Below are 15155 nucleotides of genomic sequence, written 5' to 3'. Positions count from 1 at the left end.
TAGTGTTAGTATTCTCTTTGTCCAAATATTGAAGAACCTACTCGTACTATAGTAGCTCCCTCCTCCACTGCTATTTCATAATCATCAGACATCCCCATAGAAATTTCGGAAAACGAATCAAAATCATGGAAATAGTCTGTTTTAAGTTCATCATAGAATAGTTTCAGGCTACGAAACTCTGTTCTTATCAGGTCTACATTGTCCGTAAAGGTAGCCATACCCATTACCCCTCCAATATATGCATACTTCAACTGCTTCCAAAGGCCTTCATCCAGCATCTGCCGACAAGTATCAAATGATAAGCCATATTTAGAATCCTCTTCTGCAATATGAATTTCTAAAAGACAGCAAATACGCTTATTTACACTTGTTACCTGCTTATCTATTTCCTGTAAAAGCTTCCAACTATCAACACTATGAATAGTATGAACATATGGAACGATTGCTTTCACTTTGTTTGTTTGAAGATGACCTATAAAGTGCCATTCTATATCTTGCGGCAACTGACTATGCTTCAGATCTACCTCTTGCATCCGACTTTCACCAAAAACACGTTGACCGTTATCATAAAGTTTCTGTATAGCTTCTACAGGATGAAATTTAGATACAGCGACAAGTTTTACAGTTTCAGGTAAAGTCTCTTTTATTTTATGTAAGTTATCTGATATATTCATTTCAAGCCGGTAACACAATATAATTTATCAACCATAATTTTATGGCAAATCATACCAATACTACTTTCTTCTTTTCGTCTTCTGAATAAGGAAACACATCCATAATAGTAGTCTCGGATAATGAAGCAATAGTATAATCAGCCAAGGTTCCCTCCATACCTTTTTCTACAACCTTCAGCGCTTCTTTTATATCAGATGCCTGAGCTAGCATTTGTACTGCTGTTTTCTTTTCCGTTCCACTTTTTTCATCCAAACTAATAAACATTACTTTAGCTTTAAAAAAACGATCTCCATTATCATTAAAGAATAATTCAGACAATTTAGCTCTTTTAATATCTGCTATTGTAAATTCTCCCGATATATAAGGTTTTATTTCTTCAATTATACGGGCTTCCGCCTCGGTGAAAGATAGTGCATCTACTAAATATGGTTCAGTTACTTTCTTTTGCATACCATTTTCCAGTACTTTTTCGTAACTGACCTTGCATTCAAACCAATTATGCATATAGTCTAGGTTATTGTTTTAATCTATAATTTATTGATACAAATATAAACAATTTAATTCATTATATCTATCAATTGATAAAAGTTCTCTATTGCTTAATTATGAGATTCTTCTATCACAAAAAAAGAAAATAAAGAACAAATCCATGTATATTTAAGCTATAAAAATCTATATTTCTCAAAAAATATTTAACCTCATCTTTTTTATTATTATTCAACTTATGAGATAGTGATAATAACATAAAGGCAGGATATTTTAAAATAATATATATACATATGTTAGAATAAAGAGAGCTTTCTGTCTCAAAAAAAGCCTGCAATTATACTGCAGGCTTTCGTTTATTATCTAAATAATTTCTATATTATTCTCTGTCTTGATATTTATAATCGTTCAGCAGTTCTTGAAGACGTTTACGAGCAAAGAAAATACGACTCTTAACCGTACCTATTGGCAAACCTAGTTGTTGAGCAATTTCTTCATATTTATAACCCGACACGTGCATTGTAAAAGGAACTTTATATTCGTCCGCAAAACTATTTATCACTTTTACTATTTCAGATACCGTATATGCGCCTTCCGGTGTATCAAAACCTGAATCTTGAGGTAAATTTAAATGATATAAATTTTCAGTTTGATCTATCATAGTCTGACTGCGAACTACACGACGATAGTTATTCACAAAAATATTATGCATGATAGTAAAAACCCAACCTTTGAAGTTTACGTTTTCATAATATTTCTCTTTGTTGTCCAAAGCACGTAAAGTTGTTTCTTGCAACAAATCTTTCGCCTCTTCTCTATTGGATGTTAGAGTAAGCGCAAAGTTCAACATATTATTCTGCAAGTCTATTAACCTGTCTTCAAATCCTTTATAAGTGTTATTTAGTGTTGTCATTTTTTTGTAATTTTTAGTCGGCTAATGCAAATTAAGTAATCTTGTATGGCTTTTTAAGCCAAAATATAGTAAAACAACGCTTTGTTTTATAATCTCTTTTCATTAATTCTTAAAACAAATATACTCTTTTTTTTCATCAACCAGAAAAAACTTTATAAAAATATACTTTTTTTCAGAAAAATAAGCAAATACAAAACACATAAACAACTGATAATATGTATTCTCAAATATTATTTGAATATTAATATAAGTTATAAATTATTTCTATAAACTTCATTAATTAATCAAAATAAATCTAATATACTACGACAAATTGTCACTCAGATACTCTTTGGCATTTATTTTGTCTTAACAATACATAATTAACAAATATAACTGGTAAAATATTATACAACATGGAAAAAACTGGTAAAATTGGGGTTACGACCGAAAACATTTTCCCTATCATCAAGAAATTCTTATATAGTGATCATGAAATATTTCTTCGTGAATTAGTGTCTAATGCCGTAGATGCTACTCAAAAATTAAAGACATACGCATCGTTAGGAGAATTCAAAGGAGAGATGGGCAGTTTGTCGGTAAGTGTATCTATTGACAAAGATAAAGGTACTCTTACAATCTCAGATAAAGGTATTGGGATGACCGATGAAGAAATAGACAAGTACATCAATCAAATAGCATTTTCTTCAGCAAATGAGTTCCTCGATAAATACAAGAAAGACGCTAATTCTATTATTGGACATTTTGGATTAGGTTTTTATTCATCTTTCATGGTATCCAAGAAAGTAGAGATCATCACCAAGTCTTTCAAAGAAAATGCTCAAGCGGTAAAATGGAGTTGCGACGGATCTCCTGAATTTACGTTAGAAGCTGTAGAAAAAGCAGAAAGAGGGACTGACATTATTTTATATATAGATGATGAGAATAAAAACTTCCTCGAAAAAGCAGAAATAGACAAACTATTAAAAAAATACTGTCGCTTCTTACCTATACCCGTAATATTCGGAAAGAAAACAGAATGGAAAGACGGCAAATCTGTAGAGACAGAAGAAGACAATGTTATAAATGATACAAATCCCCTATGGACACGCAAACCTGCCGATCTGAAAGATGAAGATTATAAGAAATTCTACCAAGACTTATATCCTTTCTCTGACGAGCCGATGTTCTGGATACATCTAAATGTTGATTATCCGTTCAAGCTGACAGGAATATTATATTTCCCTCAAGTTAAAAGCAATATAGACCTCAATCGCAACAAGATACAATTATATAGCAACCAAGTATTTGTTACCGATTCAGTAGAAGGTATAGTTCCCGAATTCCTGACATTGATGCATGGGGTTTTAGATTCTCCGGACATCCCTCTTAACGTTTCTCGCTCGTATCTGCAAAGTGATCAGAATGTAAAAAAGATATCCAATCATATTACGAAAAAGGTTGCCGACAGACTGGAAGAAATATTCAAAAACGATCGTAGTCAATTCGAAGACAAATGGGATAGTCTCAAGCTCTTTGTTGAGTATGGCATGCTTACCGACGAGAAATTCTACGACCGTGCTCAAAAGTTCTGTTTATTGAAGAACGTTGATGGTAAAGCATTCACATTTGAAGAATACAAAACACTTATATCTTCTGATCAAACAGATAAGGATGGCAATCTAATTTATCTATACACCAGCAACAAAGAAGAGCAGTTCTCTTACATAAACACAGCTAAAGACAAAGGTTATGATGTAATCTTATTTGACGGTCAACTAGATGTACATATGGCAGGACTGCTTGAACAGAAGTTTGAGAAGAGTCGTTTTGTTCGAGTAGACAGTGATACAGTGGACAATCTGATCTTGAAAGAAGACAGCAAAGAAATCAATCTAACTGATAAACAAAAGGAAGAGTTAAATGAAGCCTTTACTTCTCAACTACCGAAGATTGATAAAACTGAATTTACTGTCGACTACAAATCCTTGGACGAAAAGGCACAACCAATACAAATAACTCAGAATGAGTTTATGCGCCGTATGAAGGAAATGTCTGCTATGCAGTCGGGTATGGGATTTTATGGTGAGATGCCGAACAATTATAATCTTGTATTAAACATCGAGCATCCATTAATAAAAAAGATAATGGCTGATATAGATAACAAAGATAAGGATGCGGTAAGTGCTTATGCTAATGAGAATAAAAATATTCGACAATTGATAGATTTAGCTCTGCTGTCAAACGGTATGCTGAAAGGCGAAGCTTTGAGCAACTTTATCAAAAGAAATATGGAAAATATATAATCTACAGAATATATTAAACTAAACAGGTAATAGCGGAGCTTAATGTCACTAAACAAAAAAGACATTTTGCTCCGTTTATTTATTGTAATAAATTTTCAAACCAAAGTTTACTTCCGTCCAAAATCTGCGGGAATCTCACCCCATTCATCAGTTTTCCATTTAAGGATTGTAGTTGTATAAGTATTTGTTTTAAGCCATTTCTCGGCACGTTCTATCATGTAGAAAAGAGATTCATTCTCGGGAATCCGTTCCAACTTGGTCTTACATTTCTTTTCTTTTACCCACTTTATTGCATTTACACTATCTGAATAAATGGGAATAGAAAAACCTTTCTGCTTCAACAAGGCCAAGCCGTGCACCAATGCGAGAAACTCTCCAATATTATTTGTTCCTTCTTCAAATGGCCCTTGCTTGAAAACCTCCTCTCCGGTCTTCACATATACTCCGCGATACTCCATCAAGCCGGGATTACCACTACAGGCGGCATCTACGGAAAGGCTATCTTTTATAATCTCGGGAATATTATGTATTGAAACCTGCTTCTTTTTTTCAGCATTCTTACCTACATACAACCAAGGACTTTCATTGTAAGCTTTGTCAGCCTCTAGTTTTGAGGGAAATGATTTATAAATAGCACCATCATAACCTTCTACCTGAGCTTTACATTCTGCCCATGAAGAGTAAACCCCGGTCTTTACTCCATTCCACACCACATAAAAATTCTTCTTCGCCACCTTATTCCAACAGTATATATCACAAAAATATCCGTAAGCTGTACCTACAGATATTCTAAATCTTTTATTACTCTAATTACTTTTCGTTAAAAAAATCAGAAGCCTTTTTTCGTGCCTTATCTGCAAACTCATCAACCTTATCTACAAATTTTTCAGTATAACTTTGCGTATGCTTCGACACGTCTTCAAATAAATCTTTAGCCTTAGTTAAGAAATCTTCTGTTTTTCCTTTAAAGAATTTATCCCAGTCTATATCAAGACCTTCCTTATCCATATAATCTTTGACTACAGAAACAGCTTTAACCGCCTGTTCGTATGTTAGCCCAACCTCATCTTGCAGTTTTTTTATCAAGTTTTCCATGATTATAATTTTTGATGGTTTTTATTTATAGAAAACAACAATCAGACAGACAAAGTTCAGACTATAAAACACATACCAGTAGGCTAGAATCTGAATCCGAACGAAACAAAAAAGTTTCTATTTTTTAATTCAGGACCAGTATATGCAATATTGTAGAGTCCATATTCGTACCCTATGTTTATTGTATATATATCATACACCAGACCAACTTTCGCGTTCAAGCCATAATCGAACCTTCGCCATCGGTCAGGAGTAAATGATTCAAATTCGACCTCAGGAACCGTTGTAACAACAGGCTTCCCTATATTATCGGAAATCACTGTAACGCTGCTTGTTGTACCTGTCCCTTTATATCCATAAGCGGCATAAAGTCCACCATTAATATTAAATGCCCATGACTTCGTGAAATACAATTCATATCCCAAATTAAAAGGCATCTGTATATAATTGCCTGTGGCATTATAATATCCGTCATAGGTAGTTACAGAAATATCACCATTTTTCTCTACAGTATGAATATGTCTTTTCAATCCTTTCTTAGTAACAAACAACCCTGTTTGGAGCTGCATATTACTCCAAAATTTATAATTTACATTGAACCCGATATGAACTCCTACTTTGGCTTGCTTATATGTATTTTCATTCTTAATATCCATTCCGGCGAGGTTTAATCCCACATGTATATCCGAAGTGATACGCTTTTTAGGATACTGAGCATTTATAGTTCCAATACTGCAAACAAACAAAGATATAAGTAAAGATATTTTTAAGATTGTTTTCATAAAGTTAGTATAGCTAATGCAAAGTTAAGAGAATTAATCATATATTAAAGTAAACAAACTTCTTTCATCAAAAATTTCGTTACTCACTGCCAGTATTTGTTCTGCCGTCACAACTTCTATTTTTTGAGCGGTTTCCGCCAATGTATTGAAGTGATTATGATGCAAAAAATTCTTACCCAAGGCTAATGCCAGATTCTCATGATTGTCTCCCATCACACCTATCTGCCCAATGAGTTGCTTCTTGGCTGTGCTTAGTTGACTTGATGTAAGCTTCTCTTTTCTTAATCTATTTAATTCTTTATGCACCAAACTGATACACTTATCTACATTTTTCTTATCGCAGCCAAAATAAATTGAAGTTATCCCCGTATCGGTATATGATGTGATCGACGAGTCTACGTTATATACATAGCCTCTTTTCTCTCGTAAAGAAATATTCAAACGGCTATTCATTCGCGGGCCACCCAAAAGGTTATTCAAAAGATTTAAGACTCTTCTATTGGGGTCACACAATGAATATGAACGTCCGCCAATCAGAACATGTGCCTGCGAAGTCTCTTTATCCTCCCTCTTATTTACTGATGAGATGTCAACCGGCTTTATCCGTTGTATATCTGATTTTATATCAGGAATAGCCGACAAATATTTCTCGGCATAATAAACAATCTTCTTAAAGTCTGTTCTTCCAAGTGAAAAAAACACCATATTGGAAGGATTATAGAATTTGTTTACAAAAGCCTTAGCCATCTGCCCATCAAAGTTCTGCAACAGCTCGGCACTTCCTAATATATTATGCCCTATCTGGGACTGATCAAAAACAAGGTTTTCGAATTCATCAAAGATCAGTTCCGATGGACTATCTTCGTACGAATGTATTTCGTCTATAATAACCTCTACTTCTTTTTCAATTTCCGATTGGGGAAAATTCGAATGAAAAGTAATGTCTGAAAGTAACTCTATCGCACGGCTAAAGTGTTGCTCAAGAAAGACTGAGTAAACAACCGTTTCTTCTTTATTTGTAAATGCATTGAGCTCTCCCCCCACATTTTCCATACGGTTGATAATATGATACGCCCGTCTTTTGTCCGTGCCTTTAAACAGCATATGCTCTACAAAGTGAGCCATACCGTACTGATCGGGAGCTTCATCGCGTGTACCTGCATTGACTATAAAACCACAATAAGAAACGTTACTTTCAATTGGTTTGTGCACAATACGAAGTCCGTTGGATAATGTATGAGTGAGATAATTTATCATTTCTTCATGTAAAACGCCCTTTCTTCAGGGCTTAATTTTTCTATTGAGTAACGCAACATCGTACGAGGCATCTCTTTACTATAACGATCGAGAAAATCAGTTAATTGCATTTTATCTCTCTTGTCCATCTCTCTAAGCATCCACCCGATAGCTTTATGCATCAGATCGTGCTTATGATATAATAATCGTCGGGATAAATCTAAAATATCTTGATAATCGTTTCGACGGATAAATGCGAATGTTGCAATAATAGCAATTCGTTGATCCCACAACAGAGAGCTGTCCGCTAATTGATACAAAACTGATCTGTCTTTATCTACAAGGTACTCTCCAACAATATCTTTTGCACTGAGATCTACCAAGTCCCAGTTATTGATACGATGTGTATGAGCCAAATAAAAATCTACAATCTCTTGTTTTCTTGTCTCGTCCTTTGTCTTTTTAAATAACTCTACGAGAATAAGCAAAGCACACAGGCGACACTCATGATATTCATTATTGAGAAGTTTTGCTACCTCTGTAAAAGGAATATCTTTATATTTCTTAGCTACTTTTCGAGTATCAGGAACAACAACTCCCAGAAACTTGTCACCTTCTCCATATTGACCTTTCCCTGTTTTGAAAAAGTACGGAAGAAATTCCCGCTTTTCAGGAGTTGAATAAGCATTTAGCTCTTCTTGTATCTGTTTAGCTATCATTATATTCTCTATAAAAGGTGACAAAAGTGACAGATTTCAGGCTATTTTCATTTGTCACTTTTTAAAGTTCATAAAAATAGCCTTCGATGTATAATAAGATAAATATTGATGCTTTAGATAAAGAGAAAAAGAATCATTTCAGTTTCCATTCGGCACCATCCTTGCCATCTTTGATTTCAAATCCGGCTTTAGCCAATTCGTTGCGAATCTGATCTGAAGTAGCCCAATCTTTATTTTCTTTTGCTTTTTGGCGAATTTCAAGTAATAAATCTACAGCTTTGCCAAACGCTTCATTATTGCCACTGTTTACTCCTATTGCATCGTTACGGATACCGAGTATACCGAACAAAAAGATATCAAATACTTCTTTAAGCTCATTTATATCTTCCTGACTCAATGTTATATTACCGGCACTTGCAGAATTGATTGTTGTTCCGGCTTCACATAGATGCGCTATTACAATTGCCGAATTCAAATCATCATTTAATGCCTCATAGCACTTGTTCCTAATATTTTTGACATCTACAGAAGATGTAGCTGAGACAGGAATTTTCTCTATACGTGCGTATGCATCATAAAGTCGTTCGAGGCTCTTTTCTGCAGCTTGCAAGGCTTCGTTACTGAAATCTACTGTACTACGATAGTGCGCCTGCAAAATAAAGAAACGAATTGTCATAGGGCTATACGCCTGTACCAGCATTTTATGAGAGCCTGTAAAGAATTCATCCAGTGTAATGAAGTTTCCTAAGGACTTGCCCATTTTCTGCCCGCCAATAGTTATCATATTGTTATGCATCCAGTATCTTACTACCTGATGCTTTTCCATTGCCGTATTCTGAGCTATCTCGCATTCGTGATGAGGGAACATAAGATCGAGCCCACCACCATGTATATCAAATTCTCGGCCAAGATATTTTATACTCATTGTTGAACATTCGATATGCCACCCGGGAAAACCATCACTCCAAGGCGAAGGCCAACGCATAATATGTTCGGGTGCAGCTTTTTTCCACAGAGCAAAGTCAACTCTACTCCGCTTCTCTTCCTGACCATCAAGCTCACGCGTAGTATTTAGCATTTCTTCGATATTGCGATGAGAAAGAATACCATAATCATAATCCTTATTATATTTCTCTACATCGAAATAAACCGAACCATTACTTTCGTATGCATATCCGGCTTTCAATATACCTTTGATTGCCTCTATCTGCTCTATGATATGCCCCGAAGCATGAGGCTCTATAGATGGAGACAGTACGTTCAAAGCATCCATTGCTTTATGATAACGATTTACATAATACTGAACAACTTCCATTGGTTCCAACTGCTCCAAACGTGCTTTTTTGGCTATTTTATCTTCACCCTCATCGGCATCGTTCTCCAAGTGCCCCACATCCGTGATATTACGAACGTAACGCACCTTATAACCTAAATGTGTGAGATAACGAAATAGTATATCGAATGTTATAGCAGGACGGGCATGTCCGAGATGGCCATCTCCGTATACGGTTGGTCCACAAACATACATCCCCACATGCGGTGCATGAAGCGGTTCGAATACTTCCTTTTTTCGTGTCAGAGTATTGTAAACCAATAATTTTTGTTCCATAAACAGTCTGTAATTTTTTTAGCAATACAAAAGTAAGAAAATTATATAGAAGTAAGGAGGTTACACACCGAATATTAAGTGTGTAACCAAACCTATGTATTATTAAATATTTAGGGGTTATAGATTTCTTTATTCCTGTTACCGAAAACTCAATTTATATTCAATTGTTTGATTCCAACTGAAATTGCTCCGGTATAGTATCCATAATTTCAAAAAGTTCATCAACGGACTCTGTTCGCAACATAGCCACTCTTACTTTCTTAAAATCGGGCAACCCTTTAAATAATGAGCTTGCAGCCAAATGACGCCGACTATGAATAATTCCGCCACGTTCCCCTGAATGAGTAACATTTTTGCGGATCATCTCTTTTAGAACATTCAAGTACCATCCAAATTCTTTCTTCGGAAGTGTTTCACCTGTTCTCAAATAATGCTTCACCTCTTCAAATATCCACGGACTACCGATACTCCCCCGCCCTATCATTACGGCATCCACTCCTGTCTCGTCGAAACGGCGTTTGCATATTTCGGGACTAGTTACATCCCCATTACCTACTATCGGAATATGTATACGAGGGTTATTTTTCACATCGCCAATCAATTTCCAATCGGCCTCTCCTGTGTACATCTGTGAGCGTGTGCGTCCATGTATTGTCAAGGCTTGTATTCCTACGTCTTGCAATTGCTCTGCCAGCTCCACAATAATCTTCGACTCATGATCCCAACCTAAACGAGTTTTTACTGTTACAGGGATTTTTACGGCTTTTACCACTGCAGCAGTTATTTCAACCATCAGTTCGGGGGTTTTCATCATACCCGAACCAGCTCCTTTCCCTGCTACTTTCTTTACCGGACATCCAAAGTTTATATCCAAAATATTCGGATTGGCTTCTTCACAGATTTTTGCAGCTTCCACCATCGCATCTACTTCCCGTCCGTATATCTGTATAGCCACAGGACGCTCTTCTTCACTGATGGTGAGCTTGGCCTGAGTTTTATTCACATGACGAATAAGTGCATCGCTGGATACAAACTCGGTATATACCATATCAGCCCCAAATTGCTTGCACATAAGACGAAATCCCATATCTGTTACATCTTCCATAGGTGCAAGAAAGACAGGGTTTTCAGAGAATTTTATATTGCCTATTTTCATTATATTATAGTGTAGATTCTTATAGATATTTATTAAATATCGAGCACAAAGATAAGTATCTTTTATCAGAAGATAAAAAGATGGAATTGATCTTAACTATATTATAAACGCTGAGGAAATGAATATAAAAAGAATACAGAGAATAGAGACGAGGCATCAACCTGTTTTTGTAGCACGCAGCATTTCTCTTTTTCCGGGAGGTCCGGGAAGTCTTTCAGTTTTGTAGCCTGCTTGTTGTAGCATTCTACGCACAACACCTTTAGCACAATAAGTAACGAATATCCCATTCCGGGCTGTAACAGAATACAATGAATCAAAGATTGATTGCGTCCACATTTCGGGCTGCTTATCGGGAGCAAATGCATCGAAGTAAATGAGATCGAAAGAAGATTTTAATGAGGAGAAATCAAACTTGGTAAAATCACATTCTATCTTCGACAAATAAAACTCAGGTAAAATTTGAACTTCTTTATTCCAATCAGCATCATGCAGCTTATTATATAATATCTTGGCTTGCTCTGATTGTTTATCCGAATAATTCAACTCACTGATAATTGATTTAGGCAAAGGGTATAACTCTAAGCCTGTGTAATGAATAACTCTTTCAGTATTGGTTACATCCAATGCTGTAAGAAAAGCATTTAAACCTGTTCCGAAACCAATTTCAAGAATATTGACACTCCCTTTTTTGCAATGATGCAATCCTGTCTTAATAAATACGTGGGTTGATTCTTGTATAGCTCCATTTACCGAATGATAGTGTTCATTCAGGTCGGACATGAAAAGAGTGTGAGACCCATCAGCGGTTAATTCTATTTTGGGTTTCACACTCATTTCTTTTTGTGTCTAATTATCACTTTTTTTCAATTAAAGCAACGGCGTATGCGGCAAAACCTTCCTCACGGCCTACAAACCCCATTTTTTCTGAAGTTGTTGCTTTTATCGATATATCGTCTACCGAGATCTCTAAAATCTCAGCCATCACTTTCTGCATCTGAGGGATATGAGGATTTATTTTAGGACGTTCGGCACAGATAGTTGCATCTATATTGCCTATACTATATCCTTTCTCGGTTATCACCTCTAATGTTTTTTTCAATAAGATCTTACTGTCTATATCTTTATACTCTCCGGCTGTATCAGGAAAATGAAAACCTATATCACGTAAATTTGCCGCACCAAGAATAGCGTCGCAAATAGCATGTATAAGCACATCAGCATCGGAGTGTCCTAATAGTCCCTGACTATGTTCTATCTTGATTCCACCTAACCACAAATCTCTATTATCAGCAAGGCGATGCACATCATAGCCAAAACCTACCCTTATCTTCATTATATCAAATAACTTTATCTACGAAACAATAATTTACTTAAATAAATTTTTCATTGCATCAATATCAAAACCTAGAGAAAAACGCAATGTTTGGTCTAGTGGATTTTGTTGAGCGGTAGCCAACAAATATGCTACATCCAGTTGGAATGCACTTAGCTTAAATCCTGCACCAAAAGAAAGATACTGACGATTACCTTTCATCTTATTTTCGTGGAAGTAACCGGTACGTAAACGGAACTTATCATTATAATCATATTCTGCACCAAGCGACCATGCAATCTCTTTCATTTCTTCTGAGAATCCACCGGGAGCATCACCAAATGATTTAAAGATACCCGCTATCGGGTTAATATCTCGATAATCTGCCATGCGTTTACTGAATTCATCATTGGTTTCCCCTTCTTTTTTAACAGGAGGAGTTGGAACCAAATACTTGTTCAGGTCTGCACTGAATGATATTGTACTTACCTCGTTGATCGGATACATAAGAGAAGCACCTAAACGCAGATTGGTTGGCAAGAATTCGTTTCGTGAATCTCCGTTGGTAGAAATTTTCGTACCAATATTAGAAATATTGAAACCAAAACTTAGTAGACTTTCTGAACTCCCTGTACGGATATAAGATTCGTTATAACCCGAAATATCTGCGGCAAAAGCATTGCCTACTGAAGTTTCTTCAGAAGCTCCTGTATAATCGGCACGAATATAACGCACAGTTACAGCTCCGGAAAAAGTCTCTGTCAATTTACGGGAATATGCTAAGTCAATAGCCAACTCGTTGGGACTTAACACAACACCATTAAAGTCATTCAAATCTGTGACAACCTTCACATCTCCGATAGAAAAGTAACGGATAGATGCGCTTAATGCCTGATTATTTTCATTTCCTAATTTATAGTAACCAACACCATAAACTAGTGCTATATCATTAATAATCTTTCTCAACCATGGAGTATATGATATCCCAAAACCTGCCTTACTTGGGCTAAATGCATATTTAGCAGCATTCCAGTGTTGGGAATACACATCCGGTGCTGTAGCCACTCCGGCATCTCCCATCCCACCTGCACGGGCATCAGGAGCTATATTTAATGACGGCATAGCCGTTTGTATCGGATTCACGTCATCTTGTGCATACGCGCCTAATGCAAGTAATGCAAAAATATTTACAAATAAGATTTTTCTCAAAAGACTCTTCATTTATTCTACTATTTAAGTAATTAATTTATTTGCTAAGGTTTAATTATAGTTTGTTCGGATTTCTTATTTAATTATTCAGTATGTATAGATAACAATTTTTTATAATATTTATTGTTATCTAGTATAAATTTAACATTCTAATTTATCAGCAAATAGATATTTCTAACAATTTCTCTCCTTCTATCTCTCCTGACAAATGATTTCCTATTTGGACCTTCCCTACTCCGGCGGGTGTGCCTGTAAAGATTAAATCGCCGGTTTTGAGCGTAAAAAACCGACTGGCGTATGCAATTATTTTATCTATCGGATGTATCATTTCGGTAGTGTTAGCCGATTGCACCGTCTTACCGTCAATAGACAAACTGAAATTCAAATCATCCATCTGTTTGTCCCATTTACCTTTCGATACAAACTGTCCTACCGCTGCCGAGTTATCAAAGGCTTTGGCTATTTCCCATGGGAGTCCTTTTTTCTTTAATTCGGATTGTATATCTCTTGCCGTAAAGTCGATACCAAGAGTAACTTCTTCGTAATAACGATGAGCAAATCGTTCTGCTATATTTTTACCCATCTTACTTATCTTAACTACAACTTCAGCCTCGTAATGTATATCGGCAGAGAAATCGGGAATATAGAAATCTTTCTTATCTCCCGAAAGCAAAGATGTATCGGGTTTCATAAAAAGAACAGGAGCATCGTCGCTATTCGATAATGCCCTGTTCATCTCTTTATTATGTGATTGATAATTTTGCCCTACGCAAATAATCTTCATCTTTTTGCTGTATAAAAAATATACAACAAAGATACACAAGTTTTTATTTCTTTTTATGAATTCCGCCAAACATTTGCCTCAAGCGCATTGTAATTACACCAATGACACCTTCAGCAAAAATACCGGAACTCATTTTTGAAGTACCCAACATCCGATTAACAAAAATAATAGATACCTCTTTTATATTAAATTTCAAACAATGTGCCGTATACTTCATTTCCACCTGAAAGGCATATCCTTTGAAGCGAATATTATCTAAGTCGATCGTTTCTAGAACTGCACGCCGATAACAAACAAATCCGGCTGTAGAGTCATGTACCTTCATGCCCGTAATAAAACGCACATATCTGGAAGCAAAATAAGACATCAAAACCCTGCCCATAGGCCAGTTTACAACGTTTACGCCACTACAATAGCGTGAGCCTACCGCTAGATCGGCTCCTTGATTAACACATGCCTCATACAAGCGGAGAAGATCGTTCGGATTGTGAGAAAAATCAGCATCCATCTCATACACATACTCATAACTACGTCCTAAAGCCCATTTAAACCCTGCGATATACGCCGTTCCAAGACCAAGTTTACCGGCTCTTTCCACAAGATGTAACCTTTCGGGAAACTCTGTTTGAAGCCTCTTTACAATAGAGGCGGTTCCATCAGGAGAACCATCGTCTATAATCAGAATATCGAACTCTTTTGGTAGATCGAACACTGCCCTTGTGATGGCCTCTATATTCTCCTTTTCGTTATAAGTCGGGATGATAACTATTGAATCTGACATTTCCTACAATATATTAAGTTACAAATGTAGCATTTTAAGTATTGATAAATAAAAATTTGCCCGACAAAAAAAACTAAAATATTACGATATCCATTTCGCTAAAAGAACTTTTT

16 protein-coding genes are annotated in these 15155 nt (G+C 35.9%); 1 reads left to right on the top strand and 15 read right to left on the bottom strand.

Annotated features, from left to right (window positions below; translation table 11 throughout):
• Window positions 1-5 precede the first annotated feature (5 nt).
• The 3 genes from QOX35_RS08335 to QOX35_RS08325 form a co-directional block, all read right to left on the bottom strand.
• Window positions 6-674, bottom strand: a complete 669-nt coding sequence (locus QOX35_RS08335) for a YggS family pyridoxal phosphate-dependent enzyme (protein WP_283686550.1) — start codon at window positions 672-674, stop codon at window positions 6-8.
• Between the two features lie 49 nt (window positions 675-723).
• The gene (locus QOX35_RS08330) at window positions 724-1179 is read right to left on the bottom strand and encodes a DUF4494 domain-containing protein (protein WP_135104100.1); all 456 of its coding nucleotides are present in this window, start codon (window positions 1177-1179) and stop codon (window positions 724-726) included.
• A 361-nt stretch (window positions 1180-1540) separates the two neighbouring features.
• The gene (locus QOX35_RS08325; RefSeq protein WP_006842745.1) at window positions 1541-2074 is read right to left on the bottom strand and encodes an RNA polymerase sigma factor; all 534 of its coding nucleotides are present in this window, start codon (window positions 2072-2074) and stop codon (window positions 1541-1543) included.
• Between the two features lie 395 nt (window positions 2075-2469).
• Here QOX35_RS08325 and htpG point away from each other — a divergent pair, with 395 nt between their 5' ends.
• Window positions 2470-4359, top strand: a complete 1890-nt coding sequence (gene htpG, locus QOX35_RS08320; RefSeq protein ID WP_283686548.1) for a molecular chaperone HtpG — start codon at window positions 2470-2472, stop codon at window positions 4357-4359.
• Between the two features lie 107 nt (window positions 4360-4466).
• On the opposite strand, the gene QOX35_RS08315 is transcribed toward htpG, so the two are convergent.
• From QOX35_RS08315 to QOX35_RS08260, 12 genes are all read right to left on the bottom strand, one after another.
• Window positions 4467-5093, bottom strand: a complete 627-nt coding sequence (locus QOX35_RS08315) for a ribonuclease H1 domain-containing protein (RefSeq protein ID WP_283686547.1) — start codon at window positions 5091-5093, stop codon at window positions 4467-4469.
• Window positions 5094-5169: 76 nt separating this feature from the next.
• Window positions 5170-5454, bottom strand: a complete 285-nt coding sequence (locus QOX35_RS08310) for a hypothetical protein (protein ID WP_135104098.1) — start codon at window positions 5452-5454, stop codon at window positions 5170-5172.
• An 83-nt stretch (window positions 5455-5537) separates the two neighbouring features.
• Window positions 5538-6236 carry a porin family protein gene (locus tag QOX35_RS08305; RefSeq protein WP_283686545.1) on the bottom strand — a complete coding sequence of 233 codons (699 nt, stop codon included), beginning with the start codon at window positions 6234-6236 and terminating at the stop codon, window positions 5538-5540.
• A 33-nt stretch (window positions 6237-6269) separates the two neighbouring features.
• Window positions 6270-7493, bottom strand: a complete 1224-nt coding sequence (locus QOX35_RS08300; protein ID WP_283686544.1) for a M16 family metallopeptidase — start codon at window positions 7491-7493, stop codon at window positions 6270-6272.
• The gene (locus QOX35_RS08295; RefSeq protein WP_283686543.1) at window positions 7490-8191 is read right to left on the bottom strand and encodes a DNA alkylation repair protein; all 702 of its coding nucleotides are present in this window, start codon (window positions 8189-8191) and stop codon (window positions 7490-7492) included. Before QOX35_RS08295 ends, QOX35_RS08300 begins: the two co-directional genes overlap by 4 nt.
• A gap of 133 nt (window positions 8192-8324) precedes the next feature.
• On the bottom strand, window positions 8325-9800 hold the full coding sequence (gene cysS, locus QOX35_RS08290) for a cysteine--tRNA ligase (protein WP_283686541.1): 1476 nt from the start codon (window positions 9798-9800) through the stop codon (window positions 8325-8327).
• A gap of 160 nt (window positions 9801-9960) precedes the next feature.
• A complete protein-coding gene (gene dusB / locus QOX35_RS08285; RefSeq protein ID WP_283686540.1) occupies window positions 9961-10956 on the bottom strand; it encodes a tRNA dihydrouridine synthase DusB in 996 nt (331 codons plus the stop codon).
• A gap of 156 nt (window positions 10957-11112) precedes the next feature.
• The gene (gene mnmC2, locus QOX35_RS08280; RefSeq protein ID WP_283686539.1) at window positions 11113-11790 is read right to left on the bottom strand and encodes a tRNA (5-methylaminomethyl-2-thiouridine)(34)-methyltransferase MnmC2; all 678 of its coding nucleotides are present in this window, start codon (window positions 11788-11790) and stop codon (window positions 11113-11115) included.
• 19 nt (window positions 11791-11809) lie between these two features.
• A complete protein-coding gene (gene ispF / locus QOX35_RS08275; RefSeq protein WP_135104091.1) occupies window positions 11810-12289 on the bottom strand; it encodes a 2-C-methyl-D-erythritol 2,4-cyclodiphosphate synthase in 480 nt (159 codons plus the stop codon).
• A 33-nt stretch (window positions 12290-12322) separates the two neighbouring features.
• Window positions 12323-13489, bottom strand: a complete 1167-nt coding sequence (gene porV / locus QOX35_RS08270) for a type IX secretion system outer membrane channel protein PorV (protein WP_006842734.1) — start codon at window positions 13487-13489, stop codon at window positions 12323-12325.
• 145 nt (window positions 13490-13634) lie between these two features.
• Window positions 13635-14261 (bottom strand): fumarylacetoacetate hydrolase family protein, encoded by a 627-nt coding sequence (locus QOX35_RS08265; protein ID WP_283686538.1) that lies wholly within the window; start codon window positions 14259-14261, stop codon window positions 13635-13637.
• A 43-nt stretch (window positions 14262-14304) separates the two neighbouring features.
• Window positions 14305-15042: a polyprenol monophosphomannose synthase gene (locus QOX35_RS08260; RefSeq protein WP_283686537.1), complete on the bottom strand. Its 738-nt coding sequence runs from the start codon at window positions 15040-15042 to the stop codon at window positions 14305-14307.
• Window positions 15043-15155 lie beyond the last annotated feature (113 nt).

This window comes from Dysgonomonas sp. Marseille-Q5470 (genome assembly GCF_951230145.1).
In the GTDB taxonomy this organism is placed as follows: Bacteria; Bacteroidota; Bacteroidia; order Bacteroidales; family Dysgonomonadaceae; genus Dysgonomonas.
Note: the sequence above shows the minus strand (reverse complement) of the source record. Positions and strands in the feature narration are given on the sequence as shown.